An 18872-nucleotide genomic window follows, 5' to 3' on the forward strand; every position below is an offset into this window, starting at 1 on the left:
GACGTGACCAGCCCCTACGGGAAGCGGGGCCGCGCTGGTGGAGTCTGGGGCAGACAACGAGGTCGTCGCCGGGCGGCGCGGAGGTGCGCCGTGACGGCCCCGGCCGGAGGCGAGTCCTGGCCGGGCGATCTGCCCGAACGCGAGCAGCCCGCACCGCGGCCGAAGAAGCCGGTGCGCACCGCGCTGACCGGCGGCACCCTCCTGTGGTCCGACGGCCGGCTGGCGCCGGGCACGGTGGTGTTCGGCAACGGCGTCGTCCAGACCATCGCGGCCGGCGAGGTCCCCGCCGGCACCGAGCCCACCGACGCGGTCCGCGTCGACATCGTCCACGACGTCACCGGCCACGTCATCGCGCCGGGCTTCGTCGACACCCACGTCCACGGCGGCCCGGGCGCGAGCTTCATGACCGCCGACGCCGCGTCCGGCACCCGCATCTCACGCTGGCTGGCCGCCGGCGGCGTCACCGCGTGCCTGGCCACCACGACCAGCGCCGAGACCACCCGGCTGCACCAGACGCTGGCCGGGCTGGCGGCGCTGCGCGGCCGGCTGGCCGGCGGGCTGGGCATCGAGCTGCTCGGCATCCACGCCGAGGGACCGTTCCTCTCCGACGCGCGCCGCGGCGCGCACCAGCGCGAGCACCTGCGGCTGCCGTCGCCGGAGGCGGTCGACGCGCTGCTGGAGGCCGGTGACGGCGCCGTCCAGGTGGTGACGCTGGCGCCCGAGCTGCCCGACGGCATGGACACCGTCGCCCGGCTGGCCGACGCCGGCGTGCACCCGTCGCTGGGCCACTCCGCCGCCTCGTTCCAGCAGGCCAAGGCCGCCATCGGGCGCGGGCTGGACCGCGCCGCCCATCTGTACAACGCGCTGCCGCCCATCCACCACCGCGCGCCCGGCCCGGTTCCGGCGCTGCTCACCGACCCGCGGGTGCGGTGCGAGCTGATCGGCGACGGCGTCCACGTCGCGCCGGAGATGCTCCGGTTCGCCCTCGACGTCGCCGGCTGGGAGCGGCTCATGCTGGTCAGCGACGGGTGCGAGAGCGAGGGCAGCGTCCCCCGGCTCGGCGACGCCGTGCGCACGATCGTCCGCGACGGCGGCATCTCCCTCTCCGACGCGCTGCGGATGGCATCGGCCGTCCCCGCGGACTCGCTCGGGCTGGCCGACCGCGGCCGGCTGACCCCCGGCCGGGTCGCCGACATCGTCGTGCTGGACGCCGACCTGCGGGTCCGCACCACCTACGTCCGCGGCGAGATCATCTTCGACCGCGAGGAGATGGGCCCGGCGTAGCGCTGCGGCGCCGGACCTGGTGGTGTGGGGTCATGCGGATCCGGCCGATGCGCCCCGACGACGTCGACGCGGCGGAGCGGCTGACGGCGCTCGCGTACGGCGTCGAGCGGACCGACGCGGCGCGGCGACGGTGGTCCGGCCGGACCCTGCACCTGCTGACGACCGACCCGGGCGGCTGCTGGGTGGCCGACGGGGACGGCACGGTCGTGGGCGTGGCCGTCGCGCTGCGCCGCGACCTGCTGTGGGTGCTGTCGGCGTACGCCGTCCACCCCGATCACCAGCGCCGCGGCATCGGCGCCGCGCTGCTCGACGCCGCCGTCGGCTACGGCGCCGGGTGCCTGCGCGGCCTGCTGACGGCGCGTCCCGACCCGCAGGCGCTGCGGCGCTACCGCCGGGCCGGGTTCACGCTGCACCCGACCATGCGCCTCTCCGGCGTCGTCGACCGGTCCGCGCTGCCGGCCGTCGACGGTGTGCGCGGCGGCACCGCGGCCGACCTCGACCTCGTCGACTCCGTCGACCGGCGGGTGCGCGGCGCCACGCACCGTCCGGACCACGCGTTCGTGCTGGCCAGCAGCCGGTTGCTGGTGTGCGACCTGCTGACCGGCAGCGGCTACGCGTTCGTCGCCGACTGGGGCGTCGAGCGGCTGGCGGCGACGAACCGCGCGGTGGCGCAGCGGCTGCTGTGGGCGGCGCTGGCCGCGACGACGCCGGGCTCCCCCGTCGACGTGCGGAATCTCACATCCGACCAGGAGTGGGCCGTCGACGTCGGATTCGCCGCTGGTCTGCGCCTCGACCACGACGCCTACCTGGCGCTGCGGCACCTGCGACCGCCCACCCCGTACGTCCCGTCCACCGCGTTCGGCTGACGGCGTGGGACGATTGTCGGTACGGCGCGCGTTGTCATCAGCGCCGAGACGACGCGTCCGTGAGGACCGCTGGAGAAGGGGCTGACCAGCCGTGACCGTCACTCAGACTTCGTCGACACCCGTCCCGCTGCTCCTGCTGGGACGCGGCGCCGACCCGCAGAGCGAACGCGGCGTGGAGTGTCCCGGTGACCTCCCCGCCGCCAGCGACCCCGGCCTCGTCGAGCGGGCCCGGGCCGCCAAGGCCGCGTTGGGCGACCGCGTCTTCGTGCTCGGGCACCACTACCAGCGCGACGAGGTCATCCAGTTCGCCGACGTCACCGGCGACTCCTTCAAGCTGGCCCGCGACGCCGCCGCCCGCCCCGAGGCCGAGTTCATCGTCTTCTGTGGCGTGCACTTCATGGCCGAGTCGGCCGACATCCTCACCGGCGCCGGCCAGCAGGTCGTCCTGCCCGACCTCGCGGCCGGCTGCTCCATGGCCGACATGGCCCGCATCCTGCAGGTCGAGGACGCGTGGGCGCGGCTGGCCGAGGCCGGCGTGGCCGACGTGACGGTCCCGATCACGTACATGAACTCGTCGGCCGACATCAAGTCGTTCTGCGGCCGCAACGGCGGCGCCGTCTGCACGTCCAGCAACGCCAAGCAGGCCCTCGAATGGGCGTTCGAACAGGGCGAGAAAGTGCTGTTCCTGCCCGACCAGCACCTGGGCCGCAACACCGCCGTCCTGCAGCTGGGGCTGTCGCTGGACGACTGCGTGGTCGTCGACCCGCACAAGCCGGGCTTCGGCGTCACCGACGAGGAGTTGCGCGCGGCGAAGATGCTGCTGTGGAAGGGGCACTGCTCGGTGCACGGCCGCTTCACCGCCGAGTCGGTCGCCGACGTCCGCGCCCGCATCCCCGGCGTCAACGTGCTCGTGCACCCCGAATGCCAGCACGAGGTCGTCGTCGGCGCCGACCACGTCGGGTCGACGGAGTACATCATCAAGACCATCGCGGCCGCGCCGGCCGGTTCGGCCTGGGCCGTCGGCACCGAGCTGAACCTGGTCAAGCGGCTGGCCGACGAGCACCCCGACAAGACGGTGGTGTTCCTCGAGAAGACGGTCTGCTTCTGCGCCACCATGAACCGCATCGACCTCCCTCACCTCGTGTGGGCCCTGGAGAGCCTGGTCGAGGGCCGCGTCGTCAACCGCATCGAGGTCGACGGCGACACCGCCCACTGGGCGCGGGTGGCGCTGGACCGCATGCTCGCCCTCCCCGGCAGCGGCGCCGTCAAGGACTGACGGCTCGAAGCGGGTCCGGGCGCCGGCCCCAATGCCGGCGTCAGCGCGGCCGGCCCATCCCGGCGATACTGTGGGCGTGGAGTACGTGTCCAGAGTGCCGCGACCGCCGCTGGACGGGCTGATCGACGACCTCTACTACCTGGAGGGCGCGCCGCCGTACGCCCGGCTGACGCTGCCGCCGGCGCCGTCGGCGCTGCTCATCGTCAACCTCGGGGCGCCGTTCCGCATCCGCGGCGGCGCCGACGTCGAGGCGGCCGAGTACGCCGACGGCTGCGTGGTCACCATCCCGACCCGGGCGTGGGAGTTCGGCTACCCACGCCGGACCCGGTCCGTCGGCGTGCACGTCAAACCGTGGGGGCTGGCGCCGTTCCTGCCGATGCCCGCGAGCGAGCTGTGCGACCGGCCGGTCACGATGGAGCAGGTGTGGGGCCGGCCCGCCATTGCCGAGCTGCGAGACCGGCTGGCCACGGCGGGCGGACCGCACGAGATGCTGACGCTGCTCGAGGAGGAGCTGATGCAACGGCTGTGCGAGACCGCCGGCCTGGGGCTGGTCCGCCATACGACCGGCGTCATCACGGCGGCCAGCGGGGCGGTGGCGATCGGCGACCTGAGTGTGGCAGCCGGTGTCAGCAGCACTCATCTGGCACAGCGGTTCAAGAAGCTGATCGGCGTCACGCCGAAGCGGCTGGCCCGCACCCACCGCTTCACCGCCACCGTCTTCGCGATCGACCCCGCCGGACCGATCGACTGGGCCGACCTCGCCCATGGCGCGGGCTACTTCGACCAGGCCCACTTCGACCACGAGTTCCGGGCGTTCACCGGGCTCACGCCGACCCGGTACGTCGAGGTCCGGCGGCGGTTCCTGCGCGAACATCCCGGTCACGCGCTGGAGGGCTGGCCGCTGCCGGCCGATTGATTTCTTACAAGAGCCACAGCTCGTGACGACGCTAGTTTGGGAGCACCCAGAGCAGAGGAGGCCCCCGTGGGCAAGGTCGTCGTGTACGCATCGGTGTCGGTGGACGGCTTCATCGCTGACGAGAACGACCAGCCCGGACCGCTGTTCGACTGGTTGCTCAGCGGTGACGTCCCGTTGGACAAGAGCGGTGTGGTGAAGGTGTCGCAGACGTCCTACGACTACACCCGGTCGTACTGGGACCAGGTCGGGGCGACCATCGCCGGCCGCCACGTCTTCGACCTGACCGACGGCTGGGACGGGACACCTCCGGCCGGGATCGACCACGTCGTCGTCGTGACCCATCGGGGCAGGCCCGAGGGCTGGCATCCCGGGGCGCCGTTCCACTTCGTCGACGGCGTCGAGGCAGCCGTGGCCAAGGCGCAGGAGCTCGCGGGTGACCGCATGGTCGAGGTCGCCGCCGGCGACGTCGGTGGCCAGGCACTTGCCGCGGGTCTGGTCGACGAGGTGCGCATGGACGTCGCACCCGTCGTGTTCGGATCCGGCAAGCGCTATTTCGGGTCGGTCGACGCGCAGCACCTGTTGGAGGATCCTGACGTGGTTCAGGGCGACCGGGTACTTCACCTGCGCTATCAGGTGCGCCGCTGACCGGCCCGGCATCAGACGCCGGGGGCGCCCCAGACCGGGAACCAGCGGCTGACGTCGGGCTCAATCGGGAGGTCGCCGCCGACGAGCGCGCGCACCTGCAGCTCGAGCGCGTTGTCGCGGTCCTGCCGCTGGGCGTCGAGCGGCGCGAACGGGTAGAACGTGCCGCGCTTGTAGAGGTACACCAGCGCGACCCGGCGGCCGTCGTCGTCGCGCAGGCCGATGGTGGTGCACAGCAGCGACGGGCCGAAGCCGGCCTCCTCGAGGGTGGAGTTCACCGCGTGGAGGTCGGTGCACAGCTCGGACATCTGCGACGGCTCGCGCCGCACCACCAGCCAGGTGTAGCCGTAGTCGTCGTGCACCTCTTCCGGCTCGGCGCCGCCGAGCAGCGTGGTGACGTCGGCCTTGAGCCGGGCGAACGGGCCGCCCTCGACCTGCCGGAAGCACACCGCGCCGACGCCGGTGGGGTGCTGCTGGGCCGACGCCTCCAGCGTCAGAGCCGCCGTGGGCAGCGCGAACAGCGCGTCGAGATTCGGCTGGACCTGCTTGGAACGCCCGAAGATGGCGTCGAGGATGCCCACGTAGGTGTCACTCCCGGCCCAGCTCGACGGAGATGCGGCTGAGCTGATCGAGCCGCTTGTCCAGCGGCGGGTGCGAGGCGAAGAGCGAGGCGATGTCGAGCTTGCCGGTCAGCGCCGGGACGAAGAAGAACGCGTTGTACGGCTCGGCCGCGCGGAGGTCCTTCTTCGGGATGCGGGCCATGTCGCCGGAGATCTTGGTCAGCGCGCTGGCCAGGGCCGACGGCTGGCCGGTGAGGATGGCGCCGGCGCGGTCGGCGGCCAGCTCGCGGTAGCGCGAGAGCAGCCGGGTGAGCAGGAAGCTGACACCGTAGACCACGGCCGCGACGACCGTGACGACCAGCACCATGATGGCGGCGTTGTTGTTGTTATTGTTCCGGCTGAGGCCGGACCACAGCAGCATGCGGGTCATGAACCCGGCCAGCACGCCCACCACCGACGCGATGGTCATGACCAGGACGTCGCGATGGGCCACGTGCGACAGCTCGTGCGAGAGCACGGCCTCGAGCTCGCGCTCGTCGAGGCGGCGCTGAAGCCCGGTGGTGACGGCGACGACGGCGCGCTCGGGGCTGCGGCCCGCCGCGAACGCGTTGGGGATGTCGGTGTCGGCGATGGCGACCTTCGGCTTGGGCATGTCGGCCAGCGCGCACAGCCGGTCGATCATGGCGTGCAGTTCGGGCGCCTCCTGCGGCGACACCTCACGCGCGCCCATGCCGGCCAGCGCCAGCTTGTCGGAGAAGTACCACTGGCCCCAGAACACACCGAGGCCGATGATGACACCCAGCCAGATGCTGCTGGTGCCATAGGAGATGGCGCCGATGAGCACCACGTAGAGCAGAGCCAGGACCACCATCGTCAGGCCCATCCGGGCCGACAGACCGCGGTCCGGGGCGAACCTCGAGCGGGCCAACGCGTGTTTCCTTTCCTACCTGCGGCGGCGGTACCGCATTCACCGTGTACAACGCCGCACGGGCGGCCGTTCGTTCCCGTGGCCGCCGGGGCGGGCCCGACGCGGACCCACCCGGCGGCACCGGGTCACTTGGCCGGCGGCTCCGACGGGACCAGGCCCTCGTCGGTGAGCAGCTCGCGCACCTCGTCGATGTGCGCCTCGTCGTACGGAAGCACGAGGTCGCTGTCGACCAGGACGTCGTCGGCGACCGCGGTGCCCGCCCGGCGGACCTCGTCGAGCAGCGCCTTCAACGCCGCGCGGAACGCGTCGTCGTCGCCGCCCTCGATGGACTCGCCCAGCGCGTCGTCGAGGCGGTTGAGCTCGTCGAGGTGGGTCTCGTCGACCTCGAACTGGCCCTCACCCATGATGCGGATGATCACAGCTGGCCCTCCTCGCGCTGCCGCTGCGGCTCGGCCGCCTCGGCCGCCGGGGCCGCGCCGTTGCCCTCGAGCTGCTTCGGCGGCTCGGCGCCACCGGTCAGCTCGCCCTTCATGCGGGCCAGCTCGAGCTCGACGTCGCTGGTGGACGCCAGCCGGTCGAGCTCGAGCGAGATGTCGTCCTTCGACGTGCCGGTGGGGTCGTCGAGCGCGCCCGACGCCAGCAGCTCGTCGATGGCGCCGGCCCGCGCCTGCATGTTCGCCGTCTTGTCCTCGGCGCGCTGCACGGCCAGGCCGACGTCGCTCATCTCCTCGGAGATGCCGCTGAAGGCCTCACCGATGCGCGTCTGCGCCTCGGCAGCGGTGTAGCTGGCCTTGATGGTCTCCTTCTTCGTGCGGAAGGACTCGACCTTCGCCTGCAGCCGCTGGGCGGCGAGCGTGAGCTTCTCTTCCTCGCCCTGCAGCGACTGGTGCTGCGCCTCGAGGTCGTTGATCTGGTTCTGCAGACCGGACCGGCGGGTCAGCGCCTCGCGGGCGAGGTCCTCGCGGCCGAGCGACAGCGCCTTCTGCGCCTGCTCCTGCAGCTTGCCGGACTGCCCCTGCAGCTGCGTCATCTGGACCTCGATGCGCTTGCGGCTGGTGGCGACGTCGGCGACGCCGCGGCGCACCTTCTGAAGCAGTTCGAGCTGCTTCTTGTACGAGTAATCGAGCGTCTCCCGGGGGTCCTCGGCGCGGTCGAGCGCCTTCTCGGCCTTCGCCCGGAAGATCATGGACATTCGCTGGAGGATCCCCATGAGGCCAGGTATCCCTTTCTCGAGCTGGTAAGCACTGCCACACACAGTGTTTCCACCCAACCCTACGGCGTATGGCGGCAGCGTGGCAGGGCCGGTAGGAATACTGTCCTACCCTGGTAGACGTGTTCCGTCGCCGAACTTCTCCCGAGACCGCCGACGTCCCCGTCGATGCCGACGCCGACGACGCCGCCCGCACCTCCGGAAAGGGCCGCCCGACGCCCAAGCGATCGGAGGCCGAGAAGGCCCGCAAACAGCGGGTCCGGCCCGCGCTGAACCGGCGCGAGGCCATGCGCCGCGAGCGCGAGCGCATGCGTGCCGACCGCGCCAAGACGCGCCAGGCCATGAACACCGGCGACGAGAAGCACTACCTCGCCCGCGACCAGGGCGAGGTGCGGCGGTTCGTCCGCAACTACGTCGACTCCCGGCGCACGGTGGCCGAGTTCTTCCTGCCGCTCATCCTGGTCATCCTGCTGACCAGCCTCATCGGCATCCCGGTCGTCCAGTTCGCGTCCACCATCATCTGGCTCGGCGTCATGGTGCTGCTCATCGTCGACTTGACGATTCTCGGCACACGGGTGAAGCGTGAGGTGCGCAAGCGCTTCCCCGACGACCCCGGGAAGGGACACGTGCTGTACGCCGTCACCCGCGCCACCCAGCTCCGCCGGCTCCGGCTGCCCAAGCCCCAGGTCAAGCCCGGGACGCTCGTGTGAGCACGGCGCCCACGGCCGACCGTGACGACACCGGCCTCTTCATCCGCGCGCTGCGCTACTCCGACCCCGTCGTGCGGGCGCTGGAGAGCGAGCTGCAGCTGGAGTACGCCGAGCGCTACGGCGACCCCGACGAGGGCCCCATCCTCCCCGAGCAGTTCACCCCGCCCGAGGGTCTGTTCCTCGTCGGCTTCGTCGGCAACGAGCCGGTCGCCACCGGCGGCTTCCGCAAGCACGACGACGGTGTCGCCGAGATCAAGCGCATGTACGTGGCGCACGAGCACCGCGGCGGCGGCCACGCCCGCCGGCTGCTGGCCGAGCTCGAGGCGCAGGCCGTCCGGGCCGGTTACCGCCGCGTCGTCCTCGAGACCGGGCTCAAGCAGCCCGAGGCGATGTCGCTCTACCAGTCCAGCGGGTACACCGAGACCGAGCCGTACGGCTACTACAGCGAGGCCGAGTTCAGCCGCTTCTTCACCAAGGACCTGGACCTCGCCTCCGGCGACTGAGCCGATAGATTCCCGTGCATGGAATTTCGCACCCTCGGCCGATCCGGCCTCAAGATCAGTGAGATCGCGTACGGCAACTGGATCACCCACGGCTCCCAGGTGCAGGACGACACCGCCGTCGCCTGCGTGCGTGCGGCCCTCGACGCCGGCATCACCACGTTCGACACCGCCGACGTCTACGCGGCCGGCCGCGCCGAGGAGGTCCTCGGGCGGGCGCTGGCGGGCCTGCGGCGCGAGTCGCTGGAGATCTTCACCAAGGTGTTCTGGCCCGCCGGGCACGACGGCCCCAACGACCGCGGGCTGTCGCGCAAGCACATCCTCGAGTCCGTCGACAACTCGCTGCGCCGCCTCGGCGTCGACTACGTCGACCTCTACCAGGCGCACCGGTGGGACGCCACCACGCCGCTGGAGGAGACGATGGAGGCCTTCGCCGACGTCGTCCGGTCCGGCAAGGCGCTCTACATCGGCGTCTCGGAGTGGACCGCCGACCAGCTCAGGCAGGGTCACGCGCTGGCCCGCGAGCTGCACATCCCGTTCATCTCCAACCAGCCCGAGTACTCCATGCTGTGGCGGGTCATCGAGTCCGAGGTGATCCCCGCCGCCGAGGACGTCGGCGTCTCCCAGATCGTCTTCTCCCCCATCGCCCAGGGCGTGCTGACCGGCAAGTACCGGCCCGGCCAGGCGCCGCCAGACGGCTCGCGCGGGGCGCTCACCAGCGGTGGCTCCGACATCGGGCGGCGCCTGCTGACCGACGACATCCTCGGCCGGGTGCAGCGGCTGCAGCCGCTGGCCGACCAGGCCGGGCTCTCGCTGGCCCAACTGGCGGTCGCGTGGGTCCTGCAGAACCCGAACGTCGCAGCCGCCATCGTCGGCGCGTCGCGGCCGGAACAAGTCACCGAGAACGTCGCCGCCAGCGGCGTCACGCTGGACGCTGACCTGCTCAAAGCCATCGACGACGTCCTCGGCGACGCCGTCGTGACCGACCCGGCCGAGACCGCCAAGAGGTCGCCGAAGCCCTGAGGGGGTTCGCCCGCGGCGGGCCGGGTCCGGTGTGGTCCGGCCCGCTGGGGCGGGCGGCCGTGGCAGGTGGCCGTCGGCCCGGTTCGCCGCGGCGGGTGGCCGCCGGCCCGGTTCGCCGTGGCGGGTGGCCGCCCGTTCCTCAATGGTGGGTTGCAGGTGGTCGCCGGTTCCGCGGTGGCGAGCGCCGGGCCGGGGCTGAACGTGGGTATCGGCGCAAAGTCGCGTGGTAGGCATGACCCGCCCGGCCCGGGTGGGGCCCACCCTAGATGAGTGAGTCCGATTGATCGTTAGTGGTCGTAGGCGATCAGGGATCGTTTGGTGAGCGCGCCGGTGTGCCAGTTGTGCCAGATCGCGGTGGCGAGGGCGAGGAGTCGTGCGGCGATGCGGGCGTAGAGGCCGGGCAGGGTGCGCGCGCCGTGGGCTTCGAGGGTGAGTTGACCTTTGAGCGAGTCGAAGACGGCTTCGATCCACTGCCGGACCCGGGCCAGCTTGCCCAGTCTGGTCGGCTCATCCCTGCGGTCGGGGCGGATCAGGTGCGCGCCCAGGCTGGTGACGAAGGTCTGGAAGTCGCGGCCGGAGAACCCCTTGTCGGCGAGAATGACCTGCCCGGATACGACGAGGTGGTGGTCGTGTTCAAGCAGTGCGGTCACGACCTCGCGTTCGCCGATCTTGGGGTGGGCCAGGCCCCAGATGATGGGCATGCCCTCGGCGGTGCAGATCAGATACAAGCGGAAACCCCAGAAGAACCGCGAGTGGCTGGCGCAGTAGCCGTAGCCGGCGTGCCCGGCCAGGCCCGAACGCTTCACCGTCTCCCGCGACGCCGCGCACGGCAGCACGGTGGAGTCCAGCAGCCGCAGGTCGTCGTGCCACGACGGCGTGTCCCGGGCGAGTTCGGTGATGACCGCGGCCAGCAGCCCTCCCAACGACCGAAGACGTTTGCCGTATCCGGATTGGCCGGGCAGGTAGGGGAACAACCCACCCAACCGGGCGCGCGCGAACCGGATCCAGCGGCGTTCGCTCGCCACACCGAGCAACTGCTGCGCCACCGCCAGCGTGATCAGCTCGCCGTCGGACAGCCCTGGCTTCCGCCCGGGCCGGTGATCACGCGACCACCCCAACGCCGGGAAGACACGATCCTCGACATGGACATAGAGTGCGGTCAGGAGGGCGTCAAGATCATTGCTCACACACTGATCCTCGACGCCCTCCACCCATGTCTATCGGCAGCGACACACCCACAAGATCAATAGGACTCACTCATCTAGGGGCGGGCACCGACAACGTCGCCGCGCGTTTCCGGCGCGCCGCGGCCGGCCTTCGGTCCGTTCCGCCGTGGCGGGAGCTGCCGGGTCCGCCGTGCCGGGTCCGGTGTGGTCCGGCCCGCTGGGGCGGGTGGCCGTGGCTGGTGGAGGCGGGCCCGGTCCGCTGTGGCGGGTGGCCCGCCGGCCCGGTTCGCCGTGGCGGGTGGCCGCCCGTTCCTCCGTGGTGGGTGGCGGGTGGTCGCCGGATCCGCGGTGGCGATCGGCGGGCCGGGGCGAACGTGGGTATCGGCGCACAGTCGCGTGGTAGGCATGACCCTCCCGGCCCGGGTGGGGCCCACCCTAGGGGCGGGCACCGACAAGGTCGCCATGCGCGAGTCGTGCCGCCCGCGCCCACCCCGCCGAGACCACCGCAACCGGCCACCCGCCGGGACCACCGCAACCGGCCGCTCGCCCAGACCACCGCGACCGATCGCCCACCGGGACAGCCCGCGGCGGCAGCGACCGGCCGCTGCCGGTCGGCCGGCCGAGACCGCCCGCAACCGGCCGGCCGCCGAGACCACCGCGGCCGCCCGCCCGCCGGTCAGTCCGGCGGGGCGAGGCTCATCGGGCCGTAGACCTCGCGGCCTTCCTCGACCAGCACGACCGAGTCGACGCCGGCGTCGACGAGTTCGCGCCAGTGTTCGCCGAGCCAGCTCTCGGCGTCGGACTGGGTCGGGAACCCGGCCTCGGAGCGTCCCGCGCCGTCGTCGACGCCCGCGGCGGGCGTTCCGTCCGGTGCCAGGAACCGCCACGTCCAGCTCATCTTCGCCTCCCGATCGACGCCTTCACTCCGCCTGACAGTACGGTCCGCCGTTCGCGGACCGGCGACCGGCCCGATGTGCGCCACGTCACATCGATCGCGGCGTCATGACTCGGCGGCTGCTCTGTCTTGACGGGTACAAGGGCGCGTCGTTGCCGCGCAGGGGACGGCAACGACGCGCCCTCGGCCTGTGCTCAGGGCTTCTTGACAAGACACGCGTCATGCTGTTGCCTTCCGCGTAAAGTTCAGTTCGCGGGGGGCGGGAGTTCATCGACGTGGGTAGTTCAGCGCCCGCAAGGCGCGAGCGTCTGCTCAGCGACCCGGACGTCTTCCGGTACGTGGCGGCGCGCATCGTTTCACTGACCGGCTCGGCAGTCACCTTCATCGCCATGCCGGTCCTCATCTACGGCATCACCGCGTCGGCCACGTGGACGTCGCTGGTCATCGTCGCCGAGGCCGTGCCGTACCTGCTGTTCGGCCTGTGGGCGGGCGCGCTGGCCGATCACGCCGACCGGCGCCGGATGATGGTCGGCGCCGACCTCCTGGCGGCGATCGCACTGGCCACGGTGCCGATCGCGTTCTGGCTCGACTCCCTGACGGCCGCCCACGTGCTGGTGGCCGCGTTCGTCGTCCGCACCATCTACGTGTTCTTCGACGCCGCGAACCAGGGGGCGCTGCCCACGCTCGTCGGGCGCGAACGGCTGCCCGCGGCGAACGCGCTGGTGGCGGGCGGCAGCACGGTCGCCGAGACGGTGGTGCCGATGATCGCCGGCGCCCTCATCGTGATCATCTCCCCCGCGTCGATCATCGCCATCGACGTGCTGACGTTCGTCGCGTCGGCGCTGCTCATCCGCGGCATCGTCCGGCCGCTGACCGGGGCGCGGACGGCCGAGAGCACGCTGCGGCTGTCCGCCGTCGCCGAGGGCACGCGGTTCATCCTGCGGCACGAGATCATCCGGGTGATGATCATCATCGGCGTGCTGGTGGCGTTCAGCGCCGGGTCGCTGATGGCCATCCTCGTCGTCTGGGCCGACCGCACCCTCGGCGTCCAGGAGGGCGACTGGCGCCTCGGCATGCTGTTCGGCGCCTGGGGCATCGGCGCCGTCGCCGGCAGCATCCTCATGCCCCGGCTGATGCGCGCCTTCGGCGGGGCGAGGTCGGCGCTGATCGTGCTGCCGTTCGCGGCCGCCGCCGGCGTCACCGTCGCGCTGGCGGAGACCTGGCTGACCGGCGCCCTGTCGATCGCCGGGTGGTCGCTGATGTACCTCGTCATCGCGACGATCTCGGTGACGCTGCGCCAGCAGGTGACGCCGGAGCGGCTGATGAGCCGCGTCATGACGGCCGGCCGCATGGCCACCTTCGGCGTCGGCTACCCCCTGGGCGCGGTCGCGGCCGGCGCGCTGGCCGGCGCGTTCGACACCGACGAGGCGGTGCTGGTCTGCCAGCTGTCGCTGGTGCTCGCGGCGGTCATCGCCTGGCTGTCGCCGCTGCGATCCGCGCCGAAGCGGCTCGACGTCGCCGAGGGCTGATCAGCCCGTCTTCGTCGACGGCTGCACGAACGGCGGCTTGACCACCTCGAACGTCTCGGCCCGGCCGCGGACGTCGACCTGGACGTCGGCGCCGTCGGCGACGTCGGGCGGCAGCAGCGCCAGCCCGATGCCCTGCTTCAGCGTCGGCGAGAACGTCCCGGACGTCACCGTGCCGGCCGGCTCGCCGTCGACGGACACCGTCATGCCCGGACGCGGAATGCCGCGGCCGCGCGCCTTGAGGCCCCGCAGGCGGCGGGCCGGCCCGGCCGCCTTCTCGGCCAGCAGCGCGTCGCGGCCCCAGAAGGCCGGCTTGGACCAGCCGACCGCCCAGCCGGCCCGCGCCTGCACCGGCGAGATGTCCAGCGAGAGGTCCTGGCCGTGCAGCGGGTAGCCCATCTCGGTGCGCAGGGTGTCGCGGGCGCCCAGTCCGGCCGGCGCGATGCCGAACCCGGAACCGGCCGCCAGCAGCGCGTCCCACACCCGCCCGGCGTCGTCCCACGGGACGAGCAGCTCGTAGCCGCGCTCGCCGGTGTACCCGGTGCGGCAGACGGTGAGCGGGACGCCGTCGTGCGTGGCCTCGGCGAACGACATGTACGCGTGGCCGGTCGGCAGCCCGAGCGCGTCGAGCACCTCGTCGCTGTTCGGGCCCTGGACGGCGAGGACGGCGAAGTCGCGGTGCCGGTCGCGCACCTCGACGCCGGCGGGCGCGGCGGCCGCGAGCCGGCGGACCACCTCGGCGTTGTTGGCGGCGTTGGGCACCAGCAGGAGGTCGTCGTCGGCGCGCAGGTACACGATGAGGTCGTCGACGACGCCGCCGGACTCGTCGCAGCACAGCGTGTACTGCGCCTCCCCCGGCCCGATCTTCTCCAGCGCGTTCGTGAGGCACGAGTCGACGAACGCCCGCGCGCCCGGCCCGGTGACCGACGCCTTGCCGAGGTGGCTGACGTCGAACAGGCCGGCCCGCTCGCGGACGGCCGTGTGCTCGTCGACGATGCCGGTGTACTGCAGCGGCATCGACCAGCCGCCGAACTCGGCGAACTTGGCGCCCAGCGCCACGTGGCGGTCGTACAGAGAGGTCCTGGCGAGGTCGTCGGTCGTCACGGCCACACCCTACGGGGTCTACCCTCGGCGCATGGTCGCCTCGGTCGCCGTCCTGTCCGATGTCCACGGCGCGCTGCCCGCGCTCGACGCGGTGCTGGCCGAGCCGGACGTGCGGTCGGCCGAGCGCATCGTGCTGACCGGCGACATCGCGGCCGGGCCGATGCCCGTCGAGACGCTGGACCGGCTGGTCGCCGAGGGCGACCGGGTGGTGTGGGTGCGCGGCAACGCCGACCGCGAGCTGGTCGCCGTCGCGCGCGGCGCGACGTCCGGCATCGACGTCTCGAACTGGGCCGGGAAGCAGCTGCGAGCCGATCAGGTCGACCTGCTGGCGAACCTGCCGCACCCCGTGACGCTGGACGTCGGCGGGTTCGGGCCGGTGCTGTTCTGCCACGGCACACCCCGCGACGACGACGAGGTCGTCCTGGTCGACAGCTCGCTCGCCCGCTGGGCCGAGGTGCTCTCGACGGTGCCCGCCGACGTGCGCACCGTCGTCTGCGGGCACACCCACATGCCGTTCCAGCGCCTCGTCGACCGCCGCCTGGTGGTGAACCCGGGCAGCGTCGGCATGCCCTACGGCCGGCCCGGGCCGCACTGGGCGCTGCTGCGCGACGGCGTGGTGTCGTTGCGGCGCACGGCGATCGACCCGGACGCGCTGGGCGACGCGGTCGTGGCGGCGAGCGGGTATCCGGACCGGGCGGCGTGGGCGGACGAGTACGCGCGCGCCGTCCACTCCGACGCCGAGGCGCTGACGGTGTTCGCACCGCGGGCCGGACACGGGGTGACCCGGCGGTAGCATCGGGCGAATCGACTGAAACACGCGCGACGTCAGGAGAACCGTGACCAGCATTGCCCTGTCCTCCGCCGCCCCGACGGGCCTCAAGGTCGACGCCGTCGTCGTGGGTGTGGCCCCGGGCGACGACGACGTCGTCCTGCTGCCGGGCAGCGAATCCCTCGACAAGGCCCTGAAGGGCTCGCTGGCGAAGCTGCTGGGTCAGCTCGGCGCCACCGGGAAGGCCGACGAGGTCACGAAGCTGCCGGCGATGGGCGCCGCGAAGGCCGGCCTGCTGGTCGCCGTCGGGACCGGTCCGCTGGCCGAGGCCGGCACGCCCGCCCGGCACGAGTCGCTGCGCCGGGCCGCCGGCGCCGCCGCCCGCGCCCTGGCCGGCCGGCAGTCCGCCGCCGTCGCGCTGCCGGTGCTCGACGATGCCGACGCCGCCGCCGTCGCCGAGGGCATCACGCTCGGCGCCTACACGTTCGACCAGTACAAGAGCGGCGACCCCACGACCCCGGTCGGCTCCGTCACGCTGATCGGCCCCGGCGTCAAGGCCAAGGGCGTCAAGGACGCCGTCGCCCGCGCCGAGACCGTCGCCGTCGCCGTCAACCGCGCCCGCGACTGGGTCAACGTCCCGCCGCGCGACCTCACACCCGCCACGTTCGCCGACGCCGCCACGAAGCTGGCCAAGAGCGCCAAGCTCGACGTCGAGGTGCTCGACGAGAAGGCGCTGGCCAAGGGCGGCTACGGCGGCCTCATCGGGGTCGGCCAGGGCTCGGCCAACCCGCCGCGGCTGGTCCGCGTCGCCTACCGGCCGTCGCGGGCGAAGAAGCACGTCGCGTTCGTCGGCAAGGGCATCACGTTCGACTCCGGCGGCCTGTCGCTCAAGCCGGCCGACAGCATGGTCGAGATGAAGAGCGACATGAGCGGCGCCGCGGCCGTCATCGCCGCCGTGCACGCCATCGCCCAGCTCGGCACGAAGGTCGCCGTCACCGCGTACGCCGCGATGGCCGAGAACATGCCGTCCGGCAGCGCGCAGCGTCCGTCCGACGTCATCACCATCTACGGCGGCAAGACCGTCGAGGTGCTCAACACCGACGCCGAGGGCCGCCTGGTGCTGGCCGACGGCATCGTGCGCGCCGCCGAGGACGAGCCCGACCTCATCGTCGACGTCGCCACGCTGACCGGCGCCGCCGTCGTCGCGCTGGGCAAGCGGGTCTCCGGCATCATGGCCAACGACGACGACCTCGGCGCCCGCATCCACGATGTCGCCGGCCGGGCCGGCGAGGCCATGTGGCCGCTGCCGCTGCCGGTCGAGCTGCGCGAGAAGCTCGACTCCCCCATCGCCGACATCGCCAACATCGGCGACCGCTGGGGCGGCGCGCTGCAGGCCGGGCTGTTCCTGCAGGAGTTCGTCGCCGACGGCATCGGCTGGGCGCACCTCGACATCGCCGGGCCGGCGTTCAGCGACAAGCCGTTCGGCTACACCCCGAAGGGCGGCACCGGCGCCGCCGTGCGCACCCTGGTGCACCTGGTCGAGGACGTCGCCGCCGACATCTGACGGCTCCGCTCAGGACGGCGGTCGCGTAGCGCTCAGGCGCCGCGGCCGCCGTTCTTGCGATTCCACTCGCGCATGCGCTGCGGGTAGCCGACGACCTGCGCGTCGTAGGCCGGGATGCCCAGCTTGCGGGCCAGCCCGTGCGCCGCGGCGGCGTCGCGCACCCGCCGCCGCGTCCACTCGCCGTCGTGGGCGACGAAGACGACGGTGGTGGCCGTCATGGTGGTCGGCGGCTCGACGAACGCCTCGACGCCGCGGCGGGTGCGGGCGAACTCCTCGAGGTGCTTGACGTCGGCGGAGTCGGCAGCGCGGTCCAAGCTGCCGTCGGCGCTCTTCCGCCGTCGCCGGAACAACCCCATTGCCTCGACCTCCGAGTCCGTTCGCCGGGTGGACACCAGACACTACCTGCTCACAGTGCAACGTCCCGGTCCGGTGAATGGTGTCGGAACAGCGAATGGAAGGATGCTGTTGACGCGGTAGAGCGCACAACGACGACACCGAGGAGCACCACCGTGGCCGACACTGCCGGTTTCGACGTCATCATCCTGGGCGGCGGGAGCGGCGGCTACGCCGCGGCGTTCCGCGCCAGCGAACTGGGCATGAAGGTCGCCCTCGTCGAGAAGGACAAACTCGGCGGCACGTGTCTGCACTACGGCTGCATCCCCACCAAGGCGCTGCTGCACGCCGCCGAGATCGCCGACAACTCCCGCGACAGCGAGCAGTTCGGCGTCAAGACCACCTTCGACGGCATCGACATGCCCGGCGTGAACACGTACAAGGACGGCGTCGTCGCCCGCATGTACAAGGGCCTGCAGGGCCTGTTCAAGGCCAACAAGGTCACCGTCATCGAGGGCGAGGGCAAGCTCGCCGGTCCCAACGCCGTCGAGGTCGGCGGCACGCGGTACGAGGGCCGTCACATCGTCCTGGCCACGGGGTCGCGGTCGCGGTCGCTGCCGGGTCTCGACATCGACGGCACCCACGTCATCAGCAGCTACGAGGCGCTGCGGCTCGACCGCGTCCCGAAGTCGGCGGTCGTGCTCGGCGGCGGCGTCATCGGCGTCGAGTTCGCCAGCGTGTGGCGCTCCTTCGGCGCCGACGTCACCATCGTCGAGGCGCTGCCCCGGCTGGTGCCGGCCGAGGACGCGTCCGCCTCGAAGGTCGTCGAGCGGGTCTTCCGCAAGCGCGGCATCGGCTTCAAGACCGGCGTGCGGTTCGCCGGCGTCGAGAAGCACGACGGTGGCGTCACCGTGTCGCTGGAGAACGGCGAGACCCTCGACGCCGAGCTGCTGCTGGTCGCCGTCGGACGCGGCCCGGTCACCGAGAACCTCGGCTACGAGGAGAACGGCGTCACGCTCGACCGCGGCGTCGTCGTCACCGACGAGCGACTGCGCACGTCGGTGCCGAACGTGTACGCCGTCGGCGACATCGTCCCCGGCCTGCAGCTGGCGCACCGCGGCTTCGCGCACGGCATCTTCGTCGCCGAGGAGATCGCCGGCCTCAATCCCGTGCCCGTCGACGACCTCGGCATCCCCAAGGTCACCTACTGCGACCCCGAGGTCGCCTCCGTCGGCCTCACCGAGGCGCAGGCCAAGGAGCGGCTGGGCGACGACAAGGTCGAGACGCTCGAGTACGGCCTCGGCGGCAACGGCAAGAGCCAGATCCTCAAGACGCAGGGCTTCGCCAAGCTCGTGCGCGAGAAGGACGGCCCGGTCATCGGCGTGCACCTCGTCGGCGCCCGGGTCGGCGAGCTCATCGCCGAGGCACAGCTCATCTACAACTGGGAGGCCATGCCGTACGAGGTCGCCCAGCTGATCCACCCGCACCCCACCCAGAGCGAGGCGCTGGGCGAGGCGCACCTCGCACTGGCCGGGAAGCCGTTGCACGTCCACGGCTGACCTGCCGGGGCATAAGCTTGCCTCTGCCCAGTAGCGACGGA

At 72.3% G+C, this 18872-nt stretch carries 20 protein-coding genes; 12 read left to right on the plus strand and 8 right to left on the minus strand.

What is annotated here, in order from left to right; genetic code table 11:
- The first annotated feature begins 90 nt into the window (after positions 1 to 90).
- From BLU82_RS17050 to BLU82_RS17070, 5 genes are all read left to right on the plus strand, one after another.
- Entirely contained in the window at positions 91 to 1284 is a 1194-nt protein-coding gene (locus BLU82_RS17050) for an N-acetylglucosamine-6-phosphate deacetylase (protein ID WP_172885633.1), read from the plus strand.
- 32 nt (positions 1285 to 1316) lie between these two features.
- Positions 1317 to 2150, plus strand: coding sequence for a GNAT family N-acetyltransferase (locus BLU82_RS17055; protein WP_092622348.1), 834 nt, complete (start codon positions 1317 to 1319; stop codon positions 2148 to 2150).
- Positions 2151 to 2241: 91 nt separating this feature from the next.
- On the plus strand, positions 2242 to 3426 hold the full coding sequence (gene nadA / locus BLU82_RS17060; protein WP_092622349.1) for a quinolinate synthase NadA: 1185 nt from the start codon (positions 2242 to 2244) through the stop codon (positions 3424 to 3426).
- A gap of 31 nt (positions 3427 to 3457) precedes the next feature.
- Positions 3458 to 4342, plus strand: coding sequence for a helix-turn-helix domain-containing protein (locus BLU82_RS17065; protein WP_370246185.1), 885 nt, complete (start codon positions 3458 to 3460; stop codon positions 4340 to 4342).
- A 66-nt stretch (positions 4343 to 4408) separates the two neighbouring features.
- Positions 4409 to 4987, plus strand: a complete 579-nt coding sequence (locus BLU82_RS17070; RefSeq protein ID WP_092622351.1) for a dihydrofolate reductase family protein — start codon at positions 4409 to 4411, stop codon at positions 4985 to 4987.
- A gap of 11 nt (positions 4988 to 4998) precedes the next feature.
- Here the strand turns inward: BLU82_RS17070 and BLU82_RS17075 are convergent, their stop codons facing one another.
- The 4 genes from BLU82_RS17075 to BLU82_RS17090 form a co-directional block, all read right to left on the minus strand.
- Positions 4999 to 5565: a hypothetical protein gene (locus tag BLU82_RS17075; RefSeq protein ID WP_092622352.1), complete on the minus strand. Its 567-nt coding sequence runs from the start codon at positions 5563 to 5565 to the stop codon at positions 4999 to 5001.
- Positions 5566 to 5572: 7 nt separating this feature from the next.
- Positions 5573 to 6472: a zinc metalloprotease HtpX gene (gene htpX / locus BLU82_RS17080; protein ID WP_092622353.1), complete on the minus strand. Its 900-nt coding sequence runs from the start codon at positions 6470 to 6472 to the stop codon at positions 5573 to 5575.
- Between the two features lie 125 nt (positions 6473 to 6597).
- Complete coding sequence (locus BLU82_RS17085) at positions 6598 to 6891, minus strand: hypothetical protein (RefSeq protein ID WP_092622354.1); 294 nt, start codon at positions 6889 to 6891, stop codon at positions 6598 to 6600.
- Positions 6888 to 7682 carry a PspA/IM30 family protein gene (locus BLU82_RS17090; RefSeq protein WP_092622355.1) on the minus strand — a complete coding sequence of 265 codons (795 nt, stop codon included), beginning with the start codon at positions 7680 to 7682 and terminating at the stop codon, positions 6888 to 6890. Before BLU82_RS17090 ends, BLU82_RS17085 begins: the two co-directional genes overlap by 4 nt.
- A gap of 122 nt (positions 7683 to 7804) precedes the next feature.
- Between BLU82_RS17090 and BLU82_RS17095 the strand changes: the two genes are divergently transcribed.
- The 3 genes from BLU82_RS17095 to BLU82_RS17105 are packed head-to-tail and all read left to right on the plus strand — an operon-like array spanning position 7805 to position 9915.
- The gene (locus BLU82_RS17095; protein WP_092622356.1) at positions 7805 to 8392 is read left to right on the plus strand and encodes a DUF3043 domain-containing protein; all 588 of its coding nucleotides are present in this window, start codon (positions 7805 to 7807) and stop codon (positions 8390 to 8392) included.
- On the plus strand, positions 8389 to 8895 hold the full coding sequence (locus tag BLU82_RS17100) for a GNAT family N-acetyltransferase (protein ID WP_231947525.1): 507 nt from the start codon (positions 8389 to 8391) through the stop codon (positions 8893 to 8895). Before BLU82_RS17095 ends, BLU82_RS17100 begins: the two co-directional genes overlap by 4 nt.
- 18 nt (positions 8896 to 8913) lie before the next feature.
- Positions 8914 to 9915, plus strand: coding sequence for an aldo/keto reductase family protein (locus BLU82_RS17105; protein WP_092622357.1), 1002 nt, complete (start codon positions 8914 to 8916; stop codon positions 9913 to 9915).
- A 287-nt stretch (positions 9916 to 10202) separates the two neighbouring features.
- Here the strand turns inward: BLU82_RS17105 and BLU82_RS17110 are convergent, their stop codons facing one another.
- Together BLU82_RS17110 and BLU82_RS17115 are read right to left on the minus strand one after the other, a co-directional pair.
- Positions 10203 to 11102, minus strand: coding sequence for an IS982 family transposase (locus tag BLU82_RS17110; RefSeq protein WP_092625941.1), 900 nt, complete (start codon positions 11100 to 11102; stop codon positions 10203 to 10205).
- Between the two features lie 655 nt (positions 11103 to 11757).
- Positions 11758 to 11979 (minus strand): hypothetical protein, encoded by a 222-nt coding sequence (locus BLU82_RS17115; RefSeq protein WP_092622358.1) that lies wholly within the window; start codon positions 11977 to 11979, stop codon positions 11758 to 11760.
- Between the two features lie 272 nt (positions 11980 to 12251).
- On the opposite strand from BLU82_RS17115, the gene BLU82_RS17120 reads away from it, so the two are divergent.
- The gene (locus BLU82_RS17120; protein WP_157741070.1) at positions 12252 to 13505 is read left to right on the plus strand and encodes an MFS transporter; all 1254 of its coding nucleotides are present in this window, start codon (positions 12252 to 12254) and stop codon (positions 13503 to 13505) included.
- On the opposite strand, the gene gcvT is transcribed toward BLU82_RS17120, so the two are convergent.
- Positions 13506 to 14612: a glycine cleavage system aminomethyltransferase GcvT gene (gene gcvT, locus BLU82_RS17125; protein ID WP_092622360.1), complete on the minus strand. Its 1107-nt coding sequence runs from the start codon at positions 14610 to 14612 to the stop codon at positions 13506 to 13508.
- Between the two features lie 25 nt (positions 14613 to 14637).
- Between gcvT and BLU82_RS17130 the strand changes: the two genes are divergently transcribed.
- Entirely contained in the window at positions 14638 to 15399 is a 762-nt protein-coding gene (locus BLU82_RS17130; RefSeq protein WP_092622361.1) for a metallophosphoesterase, read from the plus strand.
- A gap of 43 nt (positions 15400 to 15442) precedes the next feature.
- Positions 15443 to 16939: a leucyl aminopeptidase gene (locus BLU82_RS17135; protein WP_092622362.1), complete on the plus strand. Its 1497-nt coding sequence runs from the start codon at positions 15443 to 15445 to the stop codon at positions 16937 to 16939.
- Between the two features lie 32 nt (positions 16940 to 16971).
- Here the strand turns inward: BLU82_RS17135 and BLU82_RS17140 are convergent, their stop codons facing one another.
- Positions 16972 to 17295 (minus strand): hypothetical protein, encoded by a 324-nt coding sequence (locus BLU82_RS17140; protein WP_092622363.1) that lies wholly within the window; start codon positions 17293 to 17295, stop codon positions 16972 to 16974.
- A 153-nt stretch (positions 17296 to 17448) separates the two neighbouring features.
- Between BLU82_RS17140 and lpdA the strand changes: the two genes are divergently transcribed.
- Complete coding sequence (gene lpdA / locus BLU82_RS17145; protein ID WP_092622364.1) at positions 17449 to 18831, plus strand: dihydrolipoyl dehydrogenase; 1383 nt, start codon at positions 17449 to 17451, stop codon at positions 18829 to 18831.
- Positions 18832 to 18872 lie beyond the last annotated feature (41 nt).

This window comes from Jiangella sp. DSM 45060 (assembly GCF_900105175.1).
In the GTDB taxonomy this organism is placed as follows: domain Bacteria; phylum Actinomycetota; class Actinomycetes; order Jiangellales; family Jiangellaceae; genus Jiangella.